At 55.2% G+C, this 21,713-nt stretch carries 18 protein-coding genes; 10 read left to right on the top strand and 8 right to left on the bottom strand.

Annotated elements, in window-relative coordinates; translation table 11 throughout:
• The first annotated feature begins 142 nt into the window (after window positions 1-142).
• On the top strand, window positions 143-1,009 hold the full coding sequence (locus JI62_RS03910; protein ID WP_088698915.1) for a DMT family transporter: 867 nt from the start codon (window positions 143-145) through the stop codon (window positions 1,007-1,009).
• A gap of 5 nt (window positions 1,010-1,014) precedes the next feature.
• On the opposite strand, the gene JI62_RS03915 is transcribed toward JI62_RS03910, so the two are convergent.
• From JI62_RS03915 to JI62_RS03925, 3 genes are all read right to left on the bottom strand, one after another.
• Entirely contained in the window at window positions 1,015-2,028 is a 1,014-nt protein-coding gene (locus tag JI62_RS03915) for an asparaginase domain-containing protein (RefSeq protein WP_088698916.1), read from the bottom strand.
• 38 nt (window positions 2,029-2,066) lie between these two features.
• Window positions 2,067-3,530: an alanine/glycine:cation symporter family protein gene (locus tag JI62_RS03920; RefSeq protein ID WP_088698917.1), complete on the bottom strand. Its 1,464-nt coding sequence runs from the start codon at window positions 3,528-3,530 to the stop codon at window positions 2,067-2,069.
• Window positions 3,531-3,714: 184 nt separating this feature from the next.
• Window positions 3,715-3,930, bottom strand: coding sequence for a DUF2798 domain-containing protein (locus JI62_RS03925; RefSeq protein ID WP_088698918.1), 216 nt, complete (start codon window positions 3,928-3,930; stop codon window positions 3,715-3,717).
• A gap of 101 nt (window positions 3,931-4,031) precedes the next feature.
• On the opposite strand from JI62_RS03925, the gene JI62_RS03930 reads away from it, so the two are divergent.
• The gene (locus tag JI62_RS03930; protein ID WP_088698919.1) at window positions 4,032-4,934 is read left to right on the top strand and encodes a LysR family transcriptional regulator; all 903 of its coding nucleotides are present in this window, start codon (window positions 4,032-4,034) and stop codon (window positions 4,932-4,934) included.
• 90 nt (window positions 4,935-5,024) lie between these two features.
• On the opposite strand, the gene JI62_RS03935 is transcribed toward JI62_RS03930, so the two are convergent.
• Both JI62_RS03935 and JI62_RS03940 read right to left on the bottom strand, forming a co-directional pair.
• Window positions 5,025-7,208 carry an OsmC domain/YcaO domain-containing protein gene (locus tag JI62_RS03935; RefSeq protein WP_088698920.1) on the bottom strand — a complete coding sequence of 728 codons (2,184 nt, stop codon included), beginning with the start codon at window positions 7,206-7,208 and terminating at the stop codon, window positions 5,025-5,027.
• Window positions 7,209-7,401: 193 nt separating this feature from the next.
• Window positions 7,402-8,043: a TetR/AcrR family transcriptional regulator gene (locus tag JI62_RS03940; protein ID WP_088698921.1), complete on the bottom strand. Its 642-nt coding sequence runs from the start codon at window positions 8,041-8,043 to the stop codon at window positions 7,402-7,404.
• Window positions 8,044-8,124: 81 nt separating this feature from the next.
• Here JI62_RS03940 and fabF point away from each other — a divergent pair, with 81 nt between their 5' ends.
• Window positions 8,125-9,396: a beta-ketoacyl-ACP synthase II gene (fabF, locus tag JI62_RS03945; RefSeq protein WP_088698922.1), complete on the top strand. Its 1,272-nt coding sequence runs from the start codon at window positions 8,125-8,127 to the stop codon at window positions 9,394-9,396.
• Window positions 9,397-9,424: 28 nt separating this feature from the next.
• Here fabF and JI62_RS03950 read toward each other — a convergent pair whose 3' ends face one another.
• Window positions 9,425-10,309, bottom strand: coding sequence for an alpha/beta fold hydrolase (locus JI62_RS03950; RefSeq protein ID WP_088698923.1), 885 nt, complete (start codon window positions 10,307-10,309; stop codon window positions 9,425-9,427).
• Window positions 10,310-10,479: 170 nt separating this feature from the next.
• Here JI62_RS03950 and JI62_RS03955 point away from each other — a divergent pair, with 170 nt between their 5' ends.
• Complete coding sequence (locus JI62_RS03955) at window positions 10,480-11,283, top strand: helix-turn-helix domain-containing protein (protein ID WP_088698924.1); 804 nt, start codon at window positions 10,480-10,482, stop codon at window positions 11,281-11,283.
• A gap of 26 nt (window positions 11,284-11,309) precedes the next feature.
• Here JI62_RS03955 and JI62_RS03960 read toward each other — a convergent pair whose 3' ends face one another.
• Window positions 11,310-11,900, bottom strand: coding sequence for a TetR/AcrR family transcriptional regulator (locus JI62_RS03960; protein ID WP_088698925.1), 591 nt, complete (start codon window positions 11,898-11,900; stop codon window positions 11,310-11,312).
• Window positions 11,901-12,103: 203 nt separating this feature from the next.
• On the opposite strand from JI62_RS03960, the gene JI62_RS03965 reads away from it, so the two are divergent.
• From JI62_RS03965 to JI62_RS03990, 6 genes are all read left to right on the top strand, one after another.
• Window positions 12,104-13,318, top strand: coding sequence for an efflux RND transporter periplasmic adaptor subunit (locus tag JI62_RS03965; RefSeq protein WP_088698926.1), 1,215 nt, complete (start codon window positions 12,104-12,106; stop codon window positions 13,316-13,318).
• Window positions 13,315-16,425: an efflux RND transporter permease subunit gene (locus JI62_RS03970; RefSeq protein ID WP_088698927.1), complete on the top strand. Its 3,111-nt coding sequence runs from the start codon at window positions 13,315-13,317 to the stop codon at window positions 16,423-16,425. Before JI62_RS03965 ends, JI62_RS03970 begins: the two co-directional genes overlap by 4 nt.
• Complete coding sequence (locus JI62_RS03975; protein ID WP_088698928.1) at window positions 16,425-17,831, top strand: ATP-binding protein; 1,407 nt, start codon at window positions 16,425-16,427, stop codon at window positions 17,829-17,831. Before JI62_RS03970 ends, JI62_RS03975 begins: the two co-directional genes overlap by 1 nt.
• An 87-nt stretch (window positions 17,832-17,918) precedes the next feature.
• Window positions 17,919-18,614, top strand: a complete 696-nt coding sequence (locus JI62_RS03980; RefSeq protein ID WP_088698929.1) for a response regulator — start codon at window positions 17,919-17,921, stop codon at window positions 18,612-18,614.
• Window positions 18,615-18,628: 14 nt separating this feature from the next.
• Window positions 18,629-19,330, top strand: a complete 702-nt coding sequence (locus JI62_RS03985) for a response regulator transcription factor (protein WP_088698930.1) — start codon at window positions 18,629-18,631, stop codon at window positions 19,328-19,330.
• Complete coding sequence (locus JI62_RS03990; RefSeq protein WP_088698931.1) at window positions 19,323-20,702, top strand: sensor histidine kinase; 1,380 nt, start codon at window positions 19,323-19,325, stop codon at window positions 20,700-20,702. Before JI62_RS03985 ends, JI62_RS03990 begins: the two co-directional genes overlap by 8 nt.
• Here JI62_RS03990 and JI62_RS03995 read toward each other — a convergent pair.
• On the bottom strand, window positions 20,695-21,705 hold the full coding sequence (locus JI62_RS03995) for an AbrB family transcriptional regulator (protein WP_088698932.1): 1,011 nt from the start codon (window positions 21,703-21,705) through the stop codon (window positions 20,695-20,697). The two genes, JI62_RS03990 and JI62_RS03995, sit on opposite strands and share 8 nt — an antisense overlap.
• Window positions 21,706-21,713: the final 8 nt, after the last annotated feature.

Consider the following 21,713-nt stretch of genomic DNA (forward strand, 5'->3'; position numbering starts at 1 on the left):
TCACTGGGCCCAGCGTCTACCTTTCAGGGGAGCCGCATTAAGGTCTACAGGCAGTAGCTCAGGAGCCATCGCTAAGCAGTAGAAATGCGTTTAAACATTCATTGCTCCCGAGTGTTTACCGTTCAAGGACGACAGGTGAGATATGGCAGGCGCAAGCAGTTTATTGATAGCGCTGGCGGCCTTCTGCTGGGGGATATCCGGGGGAATCGCAGGCATTTTGTTAGACGACGGCTGGGATCCAGCCGTCGTGTCATTTTATCGGGGGTTTATAGGACTTCTCTTCGCACTTGGGTGGCTGCTGCTTCAACACCGGCATAGCGGCCTGAACAGCAAGCGGCTTTGGTTCTGGTCAGTGGTTGCAGGCCTGGGCGTCGCTGGCAATTTTACGTTCTATTTTCTTAGTATTGAGTATGGCAACGTTGCGGTCGCTGCCACCTTGATGTACTGCGCCCCTGTTTTTGTCTATCTCGTCTCATTTGCCCTCAAACTAGAGCGCCCCACCGCTGCCAAGTGGCTGGCCATTGCGCTGGTCATGGTGGGTATTGTGCTGTTAACCAAGTTGTATGCCATCAGCGCCAGTGGTCTCTCGTTAATTGGCGTGGGCACTGGACTGCTTGCCGGGCTCTCCTACGCAGCGTTCATTTTTGGTTTCAAATATGCCGCACCCCATGGCAGTCCCCAGGCAATTCTTTCGGTTGCCTTCACCGTGCTGGCCATCGCACTGCTGTTGCCAACGGACATTAACCAAGCTGTCAGCGTTATCAGCGCTCTGGAACTGCCGCTGTTTGTAGCGCTGGGCATTCTCGGCGCTGGGCTATCTTTTCTGCTGTATGTGGTAGGTATCAAGCATGCGGCACCTGCGCTGGCCTCCATGGTTGCCATGGTCGAGCCGATTACCGCTACCCTGTTTGGTGTAGCGGTGTTAAACGAAAGCCTGGGCGTTATTCAAATGGTCGGTATGGGGATCATCTTGCTAACCGTCACCGCGCTGAGCATTTCTTCCCGCTGATTGGCTTAACGGCTACACTCACCGCGCATGGGCGCTCTCAATGCCTGGCCCAGCGTTGACCCCACCAGACCTTGCCCAATGAGCACGGTTAGCTTCGCGATGGCGGCTTCCAGGGTGATATCGCTGCCGGCAATCACGCCCGCTTGATTAAGTGCTGCGCCGGTGGCGTAGGCGCCCTGCACTACCTCGCCTTGGGCACACTGGGTGACGTTAAGCAGCGCGACGCCTCGCTCGTTAGCCGTCTTCAAGGCATTAAGCAGTTCGCCTTCAAAGCTAAGCGGGTTGCCAACCCCGTAGCTATACAGCACCAGCCCTTTTAGTGTTTTATCCTCCAGCAGCGCCTTGGCACGGCGCAGCGACATCCCTGGATGCAGCGGCAATACCGCTACCGCTTCATGGTTCACTTCAATAGGGGCAAAGTTGGGTAGTCCGCTCAGCAGCGCCGAGGGTTGGGGAAAACTAATGCCAATGCCCAGCTTGGCAAGCCAGGGGAAGTTGGGTGAGTCGAAGGCATCTAAGCCTTGTGCGCGCACCTTACGAGCCCGGTTTCCACGCAACAGCCGATCGTGAAACGCCAGGGTGACTTCGCAAGGTGTCGCTGGGTGAGCTGCAAGCTGCAGCGCGCTGACTACATTGTTCAGCGCATCGCTTCTTGGCTCACCCAATGGAATTTGGGAACCAGTAAAGATCACCGGCTTGTTCAACGCACCGAGCATAAACGAAAGCGCCGCGGCGCTGTAAGCCATAGTATCGGTGCCATGAAGCACAACAAAGGCATCATAAGCCTGCCAGTGCGTCTCCAATGCTGCCACCAAACGACTCCACGCCTCGGGCATTAACTCGGCGCTATCAATCAGCGGCTGCATCTCAATCACATCAAATGCTGGCAGCCGGTAAGGGTCACCCAGCGCCAGATGCGCCGCCAGGCGTTCGGCCAGCCCCGCGCAGGGTATATAACCTTGTGGCGATGGCTGCATACCAATCGTCCCACCGGTATAGAGCATCAGTACGCGGGGCATGGCACTCCTCTCCTTATCAGTACAATCTAGGTAACTGCTTACTTCGCAGGCGCGCCTTCCAGGCGCTGTTTTAACGCTTCAGCCTCTTCAGGCTCTAGCTCCCAGGCTTTTGGATCCAGGTCGAGATCGGGATGCTGGTTGGCATCAAAAATCGGCTGTTTGATACCCTGACGTCGCTGCACATCGAAGTCTTTCAAAATACGCAGACCGCACTTGAACAGCATGATCAACGCGATCAGGTTGACCACCGCCAGCAGGCCCATGGTGACATCAGCAAAGCCAAACACGGTGCCCAAATCGGTCGTCGCCCCCCAACAAACCAGCAGCACGATAGCCACACGGAAAGCGTTAAACAGGTTCTGGTTGTCGCGGCTGAAGAAGTTAAGGCTGTTCTCGCCAAGGTAGTAGTTGTAGAGAATGGTACTGAAAGCGAATAGCAGCAGTGCCAAGCTGACAAAGGTGCGGCCCCATTCACCCACATGATCAGCCAGTGCTGCCTGTGTCAAAGCGATGCCCTCAACGCCAGCGCCCGCAGCAGGGTCGTATACACCGCTGAGTAGAATCAAAAAGGCCGTGGCGGAACAGATAATCACGGTATCGATAAAGACTGAAAACGCCTGCACGATGCCCTGGTTAGCCGGGTGCGGTACGTAGGCCACTGCCGCCACGTTGGGCGCACTGCCCAGGCCCGCTTCGTTAGAGAACAGACCGCGCTTCAGACCCATCATGATCGCCGCGCCAATACCGCCACCAATCAGTGGCTCAAGGCCGAAGGCACTCTTTACAATCAGCACAATCACGCCAGGGATTTCGGTAATATTCATGGCGATAACCAGCAGCGCAATGGCGATATAGCTCACCGCCATAAAGGGCACGAGAAACTCAGATATACGCGCAATACGCTTGATGCCGCCGAAAATAATCAGCCCGACCAGCATGGCCAGAGCTATGCCGCTATACAGCACCGGCACGCCGAAAGCATCGCCGAAAGAGGTTGCCACCGCATAGGATTGCAGCGCGGTAAAGGCAAAACCGAAGGTCAACAGTAACAGTACCGAATAAAAAGCCGCTAGCCAGCGCCACTGTTTTCCCAGTCCTTTAACGATGTAGTACGCCGGGCCGCCGCGGTAAGTGCCGTCGCCTTCGGCCTCTTTATAGGTCTGCGCCAGGGTGCACTCCAAAAAGCTGGTAGCCATACCCATCAAACCCACCAACCACATCCAAAAAATCGCCCCTGGACCACCCAGTGTAATCGCCACCGCTACACCGGCGATGTTGCCGCCACCGACACGCCCGGCAACCGAAAGCACCAGCGCCTGGAACGAGCTTAAATGGCCGTGTTTATTACGCTTAAAGGCTTGACCGGAACCGAGGATACGAAACATCTCACCAAAATAGCGAAACTGCACAAAGCGAGAGGCAACGGTAAAACCGATGCCAACCCCCACCAGCAGCACTAGCAGAACCTTCCCCCACAGGAGGTCATTGAGCATATCGAGCATGTGATTCTCTCCGCGTTTTTGTATTAGCGTTATGTTGGAATTCGCGTCGTTGCTATCGCGCTTTTGGAATTCGCGCCGCGGAGAACGTTTTACCAAGCGTGGGGCAGGATTAAATTTGGCGCAGCGTTGCAGTTGTATGCACTCACTGCATCAGCGGGTGCATCAGAGTGCATCAGGTGTGCCGTCAGACCTTCTCGGCAATGCGATGGGCTAGCTTATGAATAAAGGGGCCGCTGATAAAGGCGATGATCCCAGCGGCTGGCCAAGCAAGGAGCCATGCATGCATCCAAATAGCCACAAAATCAGGATGAGCGCCAATATTCACGTAAGTCACCCACGCCGACATAATCAGCGAGAGTGTGAAAGACATCAGTAGCGCGAAAATAATTCTGTGTTTCATGGGGTGTCCTTAAGAGCTTTATTTACCTGGGACAAGGCTATCAAACACCCATTACGGTAATATATGCCAATATATAAGAAACCATTTTACAGAATTGCAAAATGCGCAAACCTTCTCTGGATGACCTGAAAATCTTTATCGTGGCTGCCAATCAACACAGCCTTACGGCGGCGGCGGCAAAGCTAAAGATGACTATCGCCACCGTGTCGCGGCGTATTAGCGCACTGGAGGCCACGCTAGGCGTAGAACTACTCCATCGATCCACCAAAGGGTTAACGTTAACGCCCCACGGTGAGTCCTATTATCGCGAGTGTGAAGAGCTAGTGCTCGCGCTGGATCAGCGCATTTTGGATCTGGATCAGACGCTGCATAGCCTGAGTGGGCCGTTGAAGATTATGGCGCCCGTCAACCTGGGAAGCGGGCCACTAGATGCGTTTTGGCGTCACTTTATTGATCGCTACCCTGAAATTGCACTGACTATCGAACTCGATAACAACGTAGTCGATATTCGCGACCATCAGGCGGATATTGCGCTTCGCTCTGGGCCACAAAAAGATTCAACCCTGATCCAGAAATACCTAGGCTATATAGAGCCGATTTTGGTGGCGTCAGCGACGATGAAGCACCCTATTCCCAGCAAGGTAGAGGAACTACAGGCGTGCCCTAGTGTGGCGGCCAAAATGTTTAGCGAGTGGCAGCTATTCCATCAAGAGGGTAGTCAGCACGCTTGTCACAAGAGTCATTTTCATATCAGTAACGATATGAATATTGTGCTTAATCTCACTCTTTCGGGGGCAGGTATCTCATTGATGCCCGCCAGTATGGTGGCGAACAGCTTACAAGCGGGAGAGTTAATAAGGGTGCTCCCTGAGTGGCGGGGGCGTCACAGAGAGATCTTTTTGGTATGGCCCTATCGGCGTAGCCTTTCAGCGCGGGCCAAGCTGTTTCGCAGTGAGTTAATCGAATTCCTCAGCTACCAATCCTGGTTTCACTCTGCTGATTAGATCGCCTGTTCGGAGCAAGCTGGCTGCAAATAACCAGCTCTGCTGACGCAGTAAGGCCAGCAGAGCTCTATCAACTCTCGTGGATAATGCTTAGAGGCCTGCTATAGCCGCCCTTGCTGCATGAAGCTTCTTATAGCTTTCAATCAAGCGCTGATGGCGCTCAAGGCCTTCTAGTTGCATGTTGGTTGGTGTCAAACCATGGAAACGCACCGAGCCTTCAACTGAGCCGACTACTGCGGCCATGGTATTTTCACCGAACATACGCTGGAAGTTGTGCAGGTAATCTTCAAGCGCCAGTTCGTCATCCAGCACTATTTCCAGCACTGCGTTCACCGCCTGGTAGAACAGGCCGCGCTCGACGGTGTTGTCGTTGTATTGCAGGAACATCTGCACACAGTCCAGCGCCTCTTCATGACGGCCAAGCGCCAGATAGACTAAAAGCTTCAGCTCCAGAATCGTCAGTTGCCCCCACTCGGTATTCTCATCGAACTCGATACCGATCAGGGTGATGATATCGGCGTGGTCATCCATCTGGCTCTCTTCCAGCCGCTCGACAAGCTCGGTGAGCTGATCGTCGTCGAGGCGGTGCAGGTTGAGAATATCTTCACGGTAATCCAGCGCCTTATTGGTGTTATCCCAGATCAAGTCCTCGATGGGATATACCTCCGAGTAGCCTGGCACCAGAATTCGGCACACCGGTGCGCCCAGGTCTTCGTGTACCGCCATATACACTTCAGCGCCCAGCTCTTCAAAGATACCAAATAGCGTTTCAGCCTCTTCTTCGTTGCTACCGGAGAAGTCCCATTCGCTGAACTCAAAATCGGGTTTGGCGCTAAAGAAGCGCCAGGAGACCACGCCTACCGAGTCGATAAAGTGCTCAACAAAGTTGTTGGGCTCGGAAACCGTCTGTGAGTTAAAGGTCGGCAGCGGCAGGTCGTTCAGCCCTTCGAAACTGCGGCCCTGTAGCAGCTCGGTGAGGCTGCGCTCCAGCGCCACTTCAAAGCTCGGGTGGGCGCCAAAGGAGGCAAACACGCCGCCGGTACGCGGGGTCATCAAGGTCACGCACATGACCGGGAACTGCCCGCCCATGGAGGCGTCTTTGACCAACACCGGAAACCCCTGGGCTTCCAGAGCGTTAATACCCTCCACGATGCTTGGGTACTTGGCTAACACTTCCTGCGGTACATCCGGCAGGGTTAACTCCTGTTCGAGGATTTCACGCTTTACCGCTCGCTCGAAAATTTCCGACAGGCACTGCACCTGGGCTTCCACCAGGGTATTGCCCGCGCTCATGCCGTTACTCAGGAACAGGTTTTCGATCAGATTCGAGGGGAAATAGACTGTTTCGCCATCGGATTGGCGCACAAAGGGCAACGACACGATACCCCGGTCTTCGCGGCCGGAGTTGGTATCAATTAGGTTGGAGCCACACAGCTCGCCTTCCGGGTTATAGATCGCTAGGCAGTGCTCGTCGAGAATCTCAGCAGGCAACTCATCGTTAGGGCCTGGCTTGAACCACTTCTCGTTGGGGTAGTGAACAAATGCGCTATTGGCGATCTCTTCACCGAAGAACTGGTCGTTATAGAAGAAGTTACAGCTTAAGCGCTCGATAAACTCGCCAAGCGCCGAGCACAGCGCGCTCTCTTTGGTCGCGCCTTTGCCATTGGTAAAACACATCGGTGAAGCCGCATCGCGAATATGCAGCGACCAAACGTGGGGCACGATATTACGCCAGGAGGCGATCTCGATCTTCATGCCCAGGTCAGCCAGGATCGCGCTCATATTGGCGATGGTCTGCTCCAGTGGCAGATCTTTGCCCTCGATATAGGTGCTGCTACCTTCCGGCGCGCCCATCAATAGTGCCTGGGCGTCCTCGTCGATGTTCTCTACCGTCTCGATCTGGAAATCAGGGCCGGTTTGCACCACCTTCTTAACCGTGCAGCGGTCGATGGAGCGCAGAATGCCCTGGCGGTCTTTTTCAGAAATATCTTCCGGCAGCTCGACCTGGATTTTGAAAATCTGCTTATAGCGATCTTCTGGGTCGACAATATTGTTCTGGGAAAGACGAATATTCTCGGTAGGAATATCCCGGGCGTTGCAGTACACCTTTACAAAGTAGGCCGCACACATGGCCGAAGACGCCAGGAAGTAGTCGAACGGCCCCGGTGCCGAGCCATCGCCTTTGTAGCGAATCGGCTGGTCGGAGATAACCGTAAAATCGTCGAACTTGGCCTCCAGGCGGAGGTTGTCGAGATAGTTAACTTTGATTTCCATGAGCGGGCGTCCAGAGTAATGAGTGTGCCGAGGCTATTAAACACATAGCGCGCCAGGCGAATTGGGGCCCATTATCCAGTTTTTTACTCGCTTCGTCTTGGGCAGTCGCCCAAATCATCTACCACACGTCGTGCAAAAATGGTTGTGCTTACTACAAGCAGCATCTCGGGGGGCTTTTCCTTAGCTAGCCGAACTATTGCGCTTGCATCATACGCTCCGCCTCAGCTTCGCTAACCCCGAGCATGAGTAAAATCTGACGCTGCGTGGCTACCAATACCTGCTTTCGCTCCACCTCCCCTGGCAAGCTTTTGGCAATGGCTACCGCGCCTACCAGGGAGGCCAATATGACCCGGGATTTATCAGCAATCGCTTGGCGGTCATTGGCAAAGGGGAGCTGTTTCAACTTACTCAGCGCTATCAATCGCGTTTCAAGCATCTTTTTCATACTCATATATGACGCTTCAAACAGGGTGCGGATTTCGGCTTTTTCACTGCCAATTTCGTTGAACAGTACCGCTTCGGGCCCCGGCTTATGCTTAGCTTCCAGCTCTTGGAGATTGCAGTAGTTGGCGACTAACTCGGTTAAGTGTTGTAACGAAAGTGGGCCTTTTACCAGCCTGGCCGCCCGGCTGTTATCAATGGTCAGGCGCACAGACTCATTGTAAAGGGCCTCTTTTGAAGCGAAATGCGCATAAAAGGCGCCATGGGTCATCTTGGCTAGCTTCATGATCTGGCCAATCGATACCTTTTGAAACCCATTGCGGCTGAATAGCTCCGTTGCCGAAGCCAAAATGCGCTCTTTGGTTTTCGATTTATGGCTCTTGGGATAAGGCATATATACCTCGTCTGCTAAATATTATCTTGATCATATATTGCCCATTGCTAGGGTGACCATATCAATAAATTAGGAGTTACTATGCACTCACCTATCGTGATTACCGGCATGGGTATGGTCAGCCCACTAGGTAACAGCGTCAATACAAGTTGGCAGCGACTGGTTAACGGCCAGTCTGGCATCAGCACCATTGACCGCTTTGACACAAGCAGTATCCCAATCAAAATTGCCGGGGTGGTGCCGAGCATTAGCCATGACCCCACCGGCGGTATTGACCTGGATGAGATAGCCGACCCCAAAGAGCAACGCAAAATGGACTTGTTCAGCCTCTACGCGTTGGCGGCAGCCAAAGAGGCACTGTCACAGGCCAACTGGTTTCCCGTTGAGCAGGCTCAGAAACGCAGAACGGCCACCATTATTGGCTCTGGCATTGGCGGTTTCCCGACCATTACGCAAGCCCAAAAAACCCTTGCTGAGCGCGGCTATCGCAAACTCTCCCCATTTACGGTGCCCGCCTTTCTGGCCAATTTGGCGGCTGGTAACCTGTCCATTCGTTATGGCTTTCAAGGCCCACTGGGTTGCCCAGTGACGGCTTGCGCAGCGGGTCTACAGGCCATTGGTGACGGTATGCGCATCATACGCAATGGAGAGGCCGATGTTGCCGTCGTAGGCGGCGCCGAGGCGTGTATTGACCCCCTTTCACTCGCCAGCTTTAACGCCTTAAAGGCCGTTTCCACAGAAGCAGACGCCCCTGAACGTGCGTCCCGGCCCTTTGATAAAGCCCGTAACGGTTTTGTGATGGGCGAAGGCGCGGGCGTGATGGTGATCGAAACCCTTGCCCATGCCCTTGAGCGGGGAGCAACGCCGTTAGCGGTGATTAGCGGCTACGGCACCAGCGCAGATGCCTACCACCTAACAGCAGGCCCAAAGGATGGGGCTGGCGCCGCAGCAGCGATTCAAGCAGCGCTGGGTATGGCGAACCTTACCATTGGTGCTATTGATCATATCAATGCCCATGCCACTTCGACGCCCGTTGGCGACCGGGCTGAAATTGCCTCATTGCGTAATGTCTTCGGTGAGCGCCTGCCCGCCATCCCTATTTCGGCAACCAAAGCCGCCACAGGCCATCTACTAGGCGCAGCGGGGGGCATAGAGAGTATTTTTTCTGTATTGGCCGTCAATACGCAGCAGCTTCCGCCCACCATCAACCTTGAGCACTGCGATGATGATATGCAGGATTTAACCTTCGTCACAACGACTGGTCAGCAGCACTCCACCCAGCATGTCTTGTGCAATGGGTTCGGTTTTGGTGGCGTTAACGCGGCGCTTATCGTTAGCCGTATGGAGCGTTAAAAACGCAAGCCGATAAACCGTTCTACCATCACTCTACCTTGCCGAGAAACGGCAGCGCTTCCTCAAGCAATAGTTCGGGGATCTCCTCGGCAATATAGTGGCCGCAAGGGAGCGCTTTGCCGTCGACTTGGGTGGCTACCTTGCGCCATTCAGCCAAGGCATCAAAGCAGGCTTCAATGGCACCTTCAGCGCCCCACATCACTTTTAGCGGGCAGGTGAGTTTCACACCCGCGTCGATATCTGCCTGATCATGTTCCAAATCAATCGTCGCACTGGCGCGATAGTCGCCGCAAATACCGGTGGCGGTACCAGGGAGTGATAGGCAGCGCTCGTATTCCGCTAGCGCTTCAGATGAGAAAGGCGCCATGCCCGCACTGCGGGCGCCCATTACGCTTTTCAGGTATTGAGCGGGGTCACTCTGAATCAACATTTCCGGCAGTGGCTGAGGGCGAATCAGGAAAAACCAGTGCCAGTAGCTACGCGCAAAGGCCTCGGTGGTGCCCCGGTACATGGCAAGCGTCGGGGCAATATCCAACAGCACCATGCGCTCTACGCGTTCAGCGTGGTCAACACCTAAACGGTGGGCGACCCGCGCGCCGCGATCATGGGCCAGCACTTTAAAACGCTCGAAACCCAGCGCGCTCATTAGCTCAGCCATATCCTGCGCCATAGCGCGCTTGGAGTAATGAAGGTGCTCGGGGTCGTCGTCGGGTTTACTGCTGTCGCCATAACCGCGCAGATCCGCCGCAATGACCGTGAAGTGCTGGGCAAGCGTCTCTGCCACTTTGTGCCAAATCACGTGGGTCTGAGGGTGGCCATGAAGCAGTAGCAGTACAGGGCCACTGCCGCCCTGTCGAAAAGCGATCTCGACGCCATTAACGTGGCGCGACAATTTTTCAAACCCATGAAACATGGCTTACTCCTGGTTTGTTGCAGAAGCCTTTTACTGTGCGTGTTAGTAATGTAGCTGACGATTATATAGCCGTGACGGCATGGGTTGCCCTGCAAACGGGAAAGCGTTGCACTCTGAGGCGTGAACCATCACATTAGGCAGCCACGACACCAAGAGAATCGAGTCACTCCATGCATGACGATTTTGTGGCCAACCTGCGCCTACTCTGCAGCTACTACCCGTCTATTGCTGAAGTCTGTCGGCGTTTAACGATTAACCGTGCACAGTTTAACCGCTACCTGAGTGGGCGCTATCGTCCCAGCCACGCGGCACTACAGCGCATTTGCCACTTTTTCGGCGTTACCGTTGAGGATATTGCCCTCCCTCACCACGATTTTCGTGCCCTGGTGCAAACGGGCAAGCTAAATAGAGAAGCCAACGCAGCAACTCTATCTTGGCCAAACGCACTGGTTCAGCGCGGCAGCGAAGGGATGGAGCGCTATATAGGTCGCTACTTTGAGCTTTATCACTCGATGTCCAGGCCAGGGCAGTTAATGCGTACCTTGGTTTGCCTGGAAGAGCGAGAAGGTGGCGTCGTTTATCAGCGCACCGAGCGGATGCAGACCGCCCCCGGCGCCCGCCCGTGCCACAATCGCTATGTGGGCACCGCGGTTAAGCTTGCGGATCGGCTGTTTTTGGTCGACCACGAAACCCTTAACGGCCATGAAATCACTCAGACGATTCTGTTTCCGAGTTTTCAGAGCCAAGTGACGCGTTTGACCGGCTTAAAAATAGGCGTGGCGGATAACAGTGAACGCATGCCCTGCTGTGTGCGGGTGGTGTATCAACGCCTGGATGAACAGGTCAGCCTGCGCGAAGCGCTGGCACAGTGCGGTTTAATAACACTGGACGACCCTTCACTTGATGACGCTCTAATAGCCGCCACTCGAAACGATGTGGCCGCTGATGAGCATCACTTCCGAGCTCGTCACTAGAGCACGGATGTTTAAGTAGGTAAGCGTTAAGAGGAAGGCACCAGCACTTGCTGGAACAGAATTTTTTCAAACTGCTCCATGGGCTCAACGGATTTCAACGTCTTGGCGCGCAGAATGGCGCCTTCCCAGCCGGTAAGAATAAAACTGGCGAGCGCTTCTGGCGCTGTATGGGGGGCAATATCTCCCCGCGCCTGGGCATCTTGCAGGCAGCGTACGAAACGCTGCTCCCAGCGCTGAAATACTAGATTTAGCGCATCACGGAAGGTATCACTCTGACCCGAAAGTTCTTGGCCAAGGTTGCCGATCAAACAACCAGTCGCATGGTTGCACTCATGCATATGATCACGGCCAGCCGCGAAGTAGCGTTTTAGACGCTCAAGCGGAGGCGTGTCATTATCTTCTAGCAACGCCACCAACGTTTTATCATAGCTGGAGGCAAAACGCTCGATCACCGCCAGCCCGAAATCTTCTTTGCTGGAGAAGTAGTGATAGAAAGAGCCTTTAGGTACACCGCAGGTTTTTAAAACGGCATTAATGCCCGTTGCGTTGTAGCCTTGCTGACTAATCAGCTGAGCGCCGCTATCGATTAATTTGTCACGCGTTGCGGTATTTTTCATATGCTTAAAGTAGACCAGTCAGTCTATTGCTTTCAAGTGAGAGAAAGCCAAGTGAATAAAAGCCAATTTGTAATAAAGCTTGGTGTGTGGCAGTTGCATGTTATTTGCACATTGCTTGACTAATGGCTGCTTAACAATGCGCGATGCTAGCATCATACGCTTATTTTTCTGGAATTTTCGCCCCCAATGGATGACGCGCGGTAATGACTCTTTCTCGCTATTACGCTACGAATCAACATGGCCGCATTCGCTTGGGTGCCGTAGTTGCTTTATTGGTTCTTATTGCCACTTTGACCCTTGCTTGGTGGATTATTACCCAACCGCCGCGTATAGAGCGTACCCCACCGCCAGCGCCTTTGCCTAGTATGGTAGACGTCGTCACGGTGAAAGCGAGTTCACAGGCACCGAGTCTGTACGCCTTTGGGCGCGTTGAAGCAGAGCAGGAAACAATGCTGGCCAGCCGTGTGGCGGGCCAGTTGGAGCGTTTTGCCGATGGTGTTGTCCCCGGTCAGGTAGTCGAGCAGCAAGCGCCGGTTGCCTATATTGACCAAGCTGACTTACAGCTAGCCCTTGAAGATGCCGAGGCGCAGCTCGCCAACGCCCAGGCCCAGCTAGCGCTAGAGCAGGCAGAGCAGCAGCGGGCGCGCAGCGAGTACGAATCCTTTGGCCGCCAGCTCTCGGCAGAGCGACGGGCGCTAGTGTTGAGAGAGCCCCAACTGCGTCAAGCCCAGGCCCAAGTCACCCAAGCACGCGTGGCCCGCGACCAAGCGGCGCTGAATGTTGAGCGCGCTACCCTCACCGCTCCCTGGCGGGCCATGGTGCAAGAACGCTTGGTCGGTGCTGGCAGTTTACTCAGCCAAGGTACCGAGGTGCTGCACTTGGTTGGCGTTGAACAATTTTGGGTGCGCGCCTCGCTCCCCGGAGAGTGGACAGAGTGGTTGGAAGCAGGTACCAACGTTACCTTAACCAGCCGTGGCTGGCCCGAAGGCGCAACACGCGAAGGAACCCTGGTCTCAATGCTGCCTAGCCTGGAAGAGAATGGCCTACAGGCTCAACTCTTGATCGCCGTTAACGACCCGCTCGCCCTAGAGACCGACGGCCCTGCCCTGCGCCTGGGCGATGTCCTACGCGCCTCTTTTCAACCGGCTGTTCAGGAGCAGCTTATTTCTTTGCCGTCTGCGGCTCTGCGCCCAGGTGACGTGACGTGGCGGGTAGATGAAGAGAATCGCCTGCGCCGAACGCCGGTCACTCTGGCTTACCGCGGCGAAGATGATGCTTTAATCCGTGACGGCTTGGAAACTGGCCAGCAGGTTGTTACTGCCGGCTTGGCCCAGCCAAGAGAGGGCCAATTAGTACGTATCCGCCGCCCCAGCGATACCCCGGCTCAAGCAGGCAATGAACCGGGAGACGAATCATGAAGGTGCCACGCGGCCCATTAGCTTGGATGGTGGATCACGGGGTAGCGCCTAACTTACTGATGGTGCTGTTTATCGTCGGCGGCCTGATGGCATCGCTGGCGATTAAAAAAGAGGTCTTCCCCGAATTCGACATCGAAGTGGTGCAAGTCACTATCAGCTACCCTGGCGCCACGCCGGAGGATGTGGAACAGAGCCTGCTGCTACCGGTGGAAGCCGCGATTGCCGATGTAGAGGGCATCGACGAGCTGACCGCCACGGCCAGCGAAGGCAGCGCCAGCGTCAACGCTACGCTGATTGATGGCGTGGATGTGATGCGCGCCTATCAGGATATCCAGCAGGCGGTAAACGCCATCACTACCCTACCCAGCGCTGCCGACCCACCGCGCTTCACCCTCGCGGGTCGCTCCCGCAGCGTGTTGAGCCTACAGGTATACGGCCAAGTCGGTTTGGAGGCGCTGCACAACGCGGCGGAAGATGTGCGCGGTGAGCTGCAAGCCACTTCCGGCATCTCTCGTGCGGAGCTATCCGGCAACCGCGAGCGGGAGATTCAAGTCCACTTGGACGAAGAGGCCATCGAGCGTTATGGCCTCGATCACCAGGAACTGGCCACCCGCATTGCCGAAGAAGCGCTAGATCTTGCTAGCGGCCAGCTTACTACTGCCGAAGGCGAGTGGCTGATTCGCTATCAGGGGCGGCGTAACAGCGCCGAGGCCTTTGCCGAGCTGCCGATTCTGACCAGCACTCAGGGGGCGCCGATTACCCTGGGCGAGATCGCCAGGGTCAGCGATGGCTTTGCCGAAACCGACCGGGAAGAGTTTTATAACGGCCAACCCGGCCTCTCCGTGGATGTTTACCAGATTGGTGATCAAACCCCGACCAGTATTTCAGAAGCGGTCAACGGTGAGCTTGAGCGCCTGCGCGCAGGCATGCCGGAAGGCGTTAGTCTGGATATTTCCCGCGACAGCTCAGAAGTTTACGAAGACCGTCTTAGCCTACTGTTAAAAAACGCCTGGATGGGGCTAGCACTGGTATTGGTACTCATGGCGCTATTTTTGGAAGCGCGGTTGGCCTTCTGGGTCACTCTGGGTATCCCCACGGCGTTTCTCGGCGCGATGCTGTTTCTGCCCTGGATCGGCGTCTCGCTCAATATGATGTCGATGTTCGCCTTTATTATCGCTCTGGGGATCGTGGTAGATGACGCCATTATCGTGGGTGAGAATATCTACAGCTACCGGGAAGAGGGTTATTCGCTGCGCGATGCGGCGGTAAAAGGCGCCAGCGAAATTGCCACCCCACTCACCTTCGCGATTCTCTCCAATATCGTCGCTTTCCTGCCACTGCTATTTTTACCCGGCTTTTTGGGGCTAATTTTTGCCACCGTGCCGGTCGTGGTGGTGACGGTATTCTTGATCTCCTGGCTGGAAGCCCTAGTGATTCTGCCCGCTCATCTAGCGCATAGCCGGAAGCCCCGCCAAACTCCGGCGTGGCAGCGCCCCCTGGAAGCGCTGCGCCAGCGGCTTCAGGGAGGTTTACACCACTTTACCTACCGCCAGTTTGAGCCGTTCTTGCAGCGCGCCCTGAACCAACGCCTGCTGAGTATTTCGCTGGGCATCGCCATTCTGCTAATCGCACTCTCCTGGGCGATGAGCGGGCGGTTGGGTTTCTCGCTAATGCCACGGGTCGAATCGGATCAGGTGCAGGCCACGGTCACCCTACCCATTGGCAGCAATATCAGCATTAGCCGCGAGCTAAGCCAACAGCTGCTCGACGCCGCCGATGCCCTTAGCGAGCGCGAAGAGACCCTCAGTTTTAGCAGTTCACGCAGCCGTCTGGACGGAGAAAGCCTGGAAGTCCGGTTAGATATTGCCAGCGAGAGCCTGGAAGCGTGGCCACCCTCGCGTATCGCCCGGGAGTGGCGTGATCTCACCGGCGATCTGCTCGGTGCCCAGTCGGTGCGTTTTGAAGCCGATGTCGGCGGCCCTGGTAGTGGCGCGGCACTTAGCCTGCGCCTCTCCCACCCGGACACCCAGGTGCTCGAAGCCGCCGCCGAACGCCTAGCGGAAACACTGGGTGGCTATGGGCTCACGGATATCGACAGCGGCCTTGGGGACGGCAAACCACAGTTAGAGATGCGTCTTTCTGCCGAAGGCCGCGCCTTGGGGCTTACGGGTAATAATCTGGCCCAAGCCCTGCGCGGGCCACTCCAGGGCGCCACGGCGCTTGAACAGTACGTGGGGCGCAGCGAAATCAGCGTTGAGGTACGTTTACCCAACGACAACCGCGACAGTTTGAACGAGCTCTACCGCATGCCGGTGCGCACGCCTGATGGGCTGAGTGTGCCGCTTTCCAGGGTGGCCGACATTACCATCAGCCAAGCCTCTAGCAGCCTTGAACGCATTAACGGGCGGCGGATTATTACCGTCACCGCTGACTCGGAAAGCGATGTGGCCATCAATCAAGTGCTTGCCACGCTACAGGAAGAGGTGTTCCCCAATCTGGAAGCGACTTGGCCTGGGCTGGAAGTCAGCATGGGGGGCCGTCAGCAGGATACCGCCGACAACTTAGCCACGCTCAAAACCTCCATGTGGTTAATGATTGCCGCGCTCTATGCGTTGCTGGCCATCCCGTTTAGAAGCTACCTACAGCCGCTTCTGGTGCTGGCCGCGATCCCCTTTGGCATTGTGGGTGCCGTCGCTGGGCATATGATCATGGGCTTCGGGCTATCCATCATTAGCTTGCTGGGGATGCTGGCGCTTTCAGGCGTGGTGATTAACGATGCCCTGGTGCTGATCGACTACGCCAACCGCAAACGCCGTGAAGGCATGGGTGCCCGGGAAGCCATTGTGGCAGCAGCCACCCGCCGCCTACGGCCGATTATGATGACCACGCTGACGACCTTCTTAGGCCTGGCACCGATGATTTTGGAAACCTCGCGGCAGGCGCGCTTTATGATCCCCATGGCGATCTCGCTCGGCTTCGGTATGCTTTTCGCCACCGTGATACTGCTGATCCTGGTACCCTGCCTCTATCTAGGTATGGAGAATATTCGCGAACGCCTCAGCTCGCCGCGCCAGCCCGTACTGGATACAAAAGAGGGAGCCAACTGATGGCCTTGCCCACAGCCATACGTCAATGGCGCCCCTCTAGACTGGGGCTAAAACTGTTCGTCATTATCCTCAGCGTTAATGTGGCGATTTCAGCCAGCATGTTTCTGGCGGTCTCGTACAGTATTGACCGCGGTTTTCTGGACTACCTCAACCAGGCCCAGGAGCGCCGTGCCACACTGCTGGCCGATGGCCTCGTCACTCGCTGGGAAACCCAGCAGAGCTGGGAGTGGCTGGAGCAGTCACCGGAACGCTGGCCGTATATTGTCCGCTTTGAATTGGGTCAGGAGCACCGTGACCGCCCCTCACCACTCGGCGAAGCACGGGACTTCACCCTGCGCGCAGCGGATGACCGCTTTGTGGTGCCGCCCAGGAGTGGGCGTGAAGGCTCGGGGAGTTGGCATTGGCTCACCCTGCGTAGCGGCGATACCCATATCGGCTCGTTGGGTTTTCGGCCGCCCCGAGAGATGATGGAGCGCATGGAGAGTCGCTTTCTTGAGCGACAGCAGCGCAACCTAGTGCTTATCGTGGTATCACTCGGCATTGCCTCGCTGCTGCTGGCAGGCGGGCTCTCCTGGTGGCTGGGACGACGCACCCGGGCACTGGCGGGCGCCACGCTGCGGCTTACCGAGGGCGACTATCACACTCGATTGCCTGAACGCGGTCGTGATGAGTTATCGCGTTTGGCGCGCGACTTCAACGTATTGGCGGCAACGCTGGAAGCCAGCCGCGATGCTCGCGCCCGCTGGGTTTCTGATACCGCCCACGAGCTGCGCACGCCGCTAGCGGTGCTGCGCGGTGAGATCGAAGCCATGCAGGATGGTATTCGCCCGCTGAACCAAGAGAACCTTAGCTCCCTCGCCCAAGAGGTGGGGCAGCTAGAGCGCTTAGTGGCAGATTTACGCTTGCTATCGCAAAGCGACGCAGGCGCGCTGGATATTCAACTGGCGCCGATGGATCTTAGCGACTGCCTTGCCAGCCGCCTGACCGACGCCGACCGCTGGTTAGTCGAAAGCGGTTTAACGCTGACCGAACAGATCGAGCCTGGCATTATGATTCGTGGCGATGCCCAACGCCTGCGCCAGCTGTGGAACAACCTGTTGGATAACAGCTGCGCCTACACCCAACCGCCGGGTGAGCTGCGAGTCACGCTCACCAAGAGCCAGGGGATGGCGGTGGTCACCTGGGAAGACACTACGCCGGGCGTGCCGGAAGGTGAATTAGCCCGCCTGACCGAGCGGCTCTATCGTGTGGAAGGCTCGCGCAGCCGTGCCAGCGGCGGCAGCGGCTTGGGGCTCTCGATTGCCAGCGCCCTGGTTAATGCCCACGGCGCAACGCTAACCCCCTCTAGCTCCACGCTGGGTGGGCTACGCTGGACGCTACGTTTTCCGCTGTTGGCTGCTGATTAATATTTCCGGGATTAGTACCACCAAAACTGATATTACACGAACCGTTAAGTCCTGCTTTTACGTTCACTGTTAAGCGAGTCTACCCCTATGTCTGATGCTGCCTCTTTACTGATTGTTGAGGATGAACCGAAGATTGCCCGCCTAATGGCAGACTACTTAACCACCCACGGTTTTGAGGTGACGACCCTGGGCCACGGCGATGAGGTGATGCCCTGGCTGGCGCAGCACTCCCCTGCGTTAGTGCTACTCGATATCATGCTGCCGGGTAAAGATGGCCTCACCCTCAGCCGGGAAATACGTCAAAAGTGGCCTACCATTGCGATCATTATGGTCACCGCCAAAGTGGAAGAGGTGGATCGATTGCTGGGGTTGGAGCTGGGCGCCGATGATTATATCTGCAAGCCGTTCAGCCCTCGGGAAGTCGTCGCCCGGGTGAAAGCGGTACTACGCCGTAGCCAAGCGGCGGCCGATGCCCCAGCCGTGGTGCAAAACGCACCGGTAGTATTAAACGAAGATGGCTGGCAGGCGCTCGCCCATGGGCAGGATTTAGGCCTAACGGCGGTGGAGTTTCAACTGCTGCGGGTGATGATGCAGGCGCCGGGACGAATTTTCAGCCGCGAACAGCTAATGGATCATATGTATCGCGACAACCGCATCGTCTCGGAGCGCACCGTGGACAGCCACATCAAAAAGCTGCGCAAGAAGATCCACGAAGCGCTGCCTGAACTGGAAATCATCCGTTCCGTATATGGCGTCGGCTATAAGTATCAGCCGGAGGGGTAACAACAGGACTGCTTATGAAGGCGCTGGTAGTAGAAGATAACATTAATTTAGCCAACTCTATTGCAGCCACACTTAGCGAGGCTGCCTTTAGCATTGATGTCGCCGACGATGGCAGAAAAGCACTGCATATGCTCGAACAGGGCGGATACGACCTGCTGGTGTTGGATCTTGGCCTGCCTGAACTGGATGGCATCTCCCTACTACGCACATTACGCCACCAGCAAGATACGATCCCTGTCTTGATTATTTCGGCACGCGACAGCCTGGATCAGCGCATACATGGTCTTGAAGTGGGCGCAGACGACTATCTATGCAAGCCCTTTTCGTTGGAAGAAGTGACTGCACGTGCCCGGGCGTTAGTGCGGCGTGCCAAGCACTTTGGCGGAGAAACACTGCAGTGTGGGCGCTTAGAGTTTTTACCCGATGCCATGGAGCTTCGGCTTGACGGCAAACCCGTGCTGTTACATCGCCGCGAGTTAGAAGTCATGGAGTACCTGCTGATAAACCAAAATCGCCTCGTTAATAAGGATCAAATTATCGACCGACTGTCTACCTCAGATGAGTCGGTCAGCTACGCCGCGGTGGAAACTTACATCTCCCGGATTCGTAAAAAAATTGGCTACGATTTCGGCTTAAAAACGGTACGCGGTCTGGGCTATTACCTGGAAGCTAAAGACTGCGAACCTAAAGACGTGAAAGTCTCTGGCTATGAATAAGCGCCAATCGATCCGCAGTCGGCTGCTTTTATGGATTGGACTGCCTTTCATCGCCCTCGCGATCTTGGCATTGATCTCTAGTCATCTGCTGTTATCTCGGCAAATTAATGCCACCTTTGATGACCTGCTACTTAATGCAGCCCAGCGGCTGGAGCGTCGAATTTACACAGCGGATGGTGAACTGCGCATCAATATGCACTATTTCAGCATCAGTACACTTGGCAGCAGAGGTGAAGGAAAAATTTTCTATCGCATTAAAGAAAATGACGGAGACATAATCGCAGGCTTTAGTGGTTTGACAGATCCACCCCAAACGTCGCATGAGCCAGTTTTTTATGATGTAGATTATGCGGGCAATGCTTTAAGAGCCGTTGCGCTTACTCTTCCGTTTCGGCGAGGAGGCGAACCGGTAGACATTGAAGTCGTCGTCGCCGAATCAAAGGAAGCTCGCCACACCCTTACCAACGACTTCATGATTACGCTCACAGGGTTAATGGTCGTTACAGGATTACTAGCCATTTCAATTGCACTTTTCGCCATTCACCTTGGGTTAGCACCTCTTAACGCGGTTAGCCAAGCCTTGCGACAACGTTCACCGAATGACTTGCATGCATTGGATGATGCAGCCCCAAAAGAGATCCTGCCGCTAATCCAGAGTATTAATCATTTAATGCAGCGTATGCGGCGCAGTATTGAAAGCACTCAGCAGCTCAATGCCGATGTCTCGCATCAGCTTAGAACACCTGTCTCAGAAATTCGCGCTTTAACGGAAATGTCGCTTAAAGACGCATCCCAATCTCCCGCCCATACTAGCCTGCGGGAGATTCAACGCATCGCTGAGCATGCCAGCCATACCGTTAAGCAACTGCTTAAATACGCCAAAACACGCAGCGAATTAGTCGATACATCTCACCTCGAAAGTGTCGATTTAATCGCCATTTGCCATGATGCCTGTGCTCAGACTGCCCCTAATATTTATAAACAAAACCAAGAACTCGCCTTTGATCAACAGAAAGCAATACCCAACATTTTGGGCGACCCCATTATGCTGCGCTGGTTAGTGACCAATCTGATCGAAAATGCCAGCTTGCATGCAGGTGGCAGCATGGCCTATAGAGGCGTTATAACCGTTGCACTAACGGCTGACGCGCGCCAAGTAACCTTAGCGGTTAGCGATGAGGGTACCGGCGTGGAGGAAGCGCAGCTTTGCAAATTGACGGAGCGCTTTTTCCGCCACAACAAACATACGCCTGGTAGCGGATTAGGGCTGGCCATTGTGGAACAAATTGCAACGACGCACTCTGCCCGACTGGCGTTAACGAATCGACCCCAGGGCGGCTTTGAGGTTACGGTGACTTTCCCCGCTATTTAAGCGGCTGATTAACTATTCGCAGCATTAGCGGGGTCATAAAGATCAATAGCAGTAGACGCAGTATATGGTGAGAAACAACATAGACAGGGTCGATACCCATCACCATGGCGATCACCGCCATTTCTCCTACCCCACCAGGAATCAACGCAAGCAGGACGGCAACGAAGGCTAGTTGGGTAAAACTTGAAACCAACCACGCCATTAGCGCCGCTACCACCAACGCAAATAGGGCAAAAGTAATCCCATAGCGCCCCATGCTGACCACCTGCGACCACTGAGTTCCTGAAAAGCGCGAGCCTACAGAAGCCCCCAGCACCAGAAATGCAGTAAGCACTACCCCGGTCGGCAGGGAGTAATCAAATCCAAGATTAGCAATAATGGCCCCTGCGGCCATGGGCCCTAAAAACTCAGGCAGGGGGATTCTTAACAAGCGCGCTAACCACCAACACAATGGTGCCAATAACAGAGGCAAAATATCGACTAAGGCTAGCGCTGATGATGAACTGGCAAGCGCTACATCATCAACAAAGAAACTCGCCACGAAAGCCGCCCCCGAGACCACGGTGACTAAGCGTAGCGAGTGAGAGATGGCGATCCAGCGTAAATCTCCATTTGCACGTTCAGCCAGTACCAGCGCTGAATTCATACTCCCTGGGTACGAGCAAAAAATAGCATTCATCCGCCCTATACTCGCTCGGTTAAAAATCCAGAATCCGCCGATTAGCATTAGCCCCATATAAACCAGCATTGCCAGCACACTGGGGTACCACAACACCAATCCTACGAGTTCATCTGCTTGGATTCGACTCCCGATAAATAGCCCTAGCAGTGCGATCGCGGTGCGATGCAGGCGCTTATCGACACCTGTTTTTACCCCCATCAGTGATAAGCCCATCACCATAAACAGAGACCCAAGCATCCAAGCCAGGGGCAATGAAAAAAGGGTGGCAAACCAGCCACCCACAAAACCCAAACCAACGGTAATGACAGTTCTTTTCAACATTTCAACTT

This window comes from Halomonas campaniensis (genome assembly GCF_002211105.1).
GTDB classification, from domain to species: Bacteria; Pseudomonadota; Gammaproteobacteria; order Pseudomonadales; family Halomonadaceae; genus Vreelandella; species Vreelandella campaniensis_A.

Excerpts from the sequence above, each read along its gene's own strand:
- JI62_RS03925 (WP_088698918.1), bottom strand. The coding sequence starts at position 3,930 with ATGAAACACAGAATTATTTTCGCGCTACTGATGTCTTTCACACTCTCG.
- JI62_RS03960 (WP_088698925.1), bottom strand. The coding sequence starts at position 11,900 with ATGAAAAATACCGCAACGCGTGACAAATTAATCGATAGCGGCGCTCAG.
- JI62_RS03970 (WP_088698927.1), top strand. The coding sequence starts at position 13,315 with ATGAAGGTGCCACGCGGCCCATTAGCTTGGATGGTGGATCACGGGGTA.
- fabF (WP_088698922.1), top strand. The coding sequence starts at position 8,125 with ATGCACTCACCTATCGTGATTACCGGCATGGGTATGGTCAGCCCACTA.
- JI62_RS03940 (WP_088698921.1), bottom strand. The coding sequence starts at position 8,043 with ATGCCTTATCCCAAGAGCCATAAATCGAAAACCAAAGAGCGCATTTTG.
- JI62_RS03935 (WP_088698920.1), bottom strand. The coding sequence starts at position 7,208 with ATGGAAATCAAAGTTAACTATCTCGACAACCTCCGCCTGGAGGCCAAG.
- JI62_RS03950 (WP_088698923.1), bottom strand. The coding sequence starts at position 10,309 with ATGTTTCATGGGTTTGAAAAATTGTCGCGCCACGTTAATGGCGTCGAG.
- JI62_RS03915 (WP_088698916.1), bottom strand. The coding sequence starts at position 2,028 with ATGCCCCGCGTACTGATGCTCTATACCGGTGGGACGATTGGTATGCAG.
- JI62_RS03955 (WP_088698924.1), top strand. The coding sequence starts at position 10,480 with ATGCATGACGATTTTGTGGCCAACCTGCGCCTACTCTGCAGCTACTAC.
- JI62_RS03980 (WP_088698929.1), top strand. The coding sequence starts at position 17,919 with ATGTCTGATGCTGCCTCTTTACTGATTGTTGAGGATGAACCGAAGATT.
- JI62_RS03975 (WP_088698928.1), top strand. The coding sequence starts at position 16,425 with ATGGCCTTGCCCACAGCCATACGTCAATGGCGCCCCTCTAGACTGGGG.
- JI62_RS03995 (WP_088698932.1), bottom strand. The coding sequence starts at position 21,705 with ATGTTGAAAAGAACTGTCATTACCGTTGGTTTGGGTTTTGTGGGTGGC.
- JI62_RS03990 (WP_088698931.1), top strand. The coding sequence starts at position 19,323 with ATGAATAAGCGCCAATCGATCCGCAGTCGGCTGCTTTTATGGATTGGA.
- JI62_RS03930 (WP_088698919.1), top strand. The coding sequence starts at position 4,032 with ATGCGCAAACCTTCTCTGGATGACCTGAAAATCTTTATCGTGGCTGCC.
- JI62_RS03910 (WP_088698915.1), top strand. The coding sequence starts at position 143 with ATGGCAGGCGCAAGCAGTTTATTGATAGCGCTGGCGGCCTTCTGCTGG.
- JI62_RS03965 (WP_088698926.1), top strand. The coding sequence starts at position 12,104 with ATGACTCTTTCTCGCTATTACGCTACGAATCAACATGGCCGCATTCGC.
- JI62_RS03920 (WP_088698917.1), bottom strand. The coding sequence starts at position 3,530 with ATGCTCGATATGCTCAATGACCTCCTGTGGGGGAAGGTTCTGCTAGTG.
- JI62_RS03985 (WP_088698930.1), top strand. The coding sequence starts at position 18,629 with ATGAAGGCGCTGGTAGTAGAAGATAACATTAATTTAGCCAACTCTATT.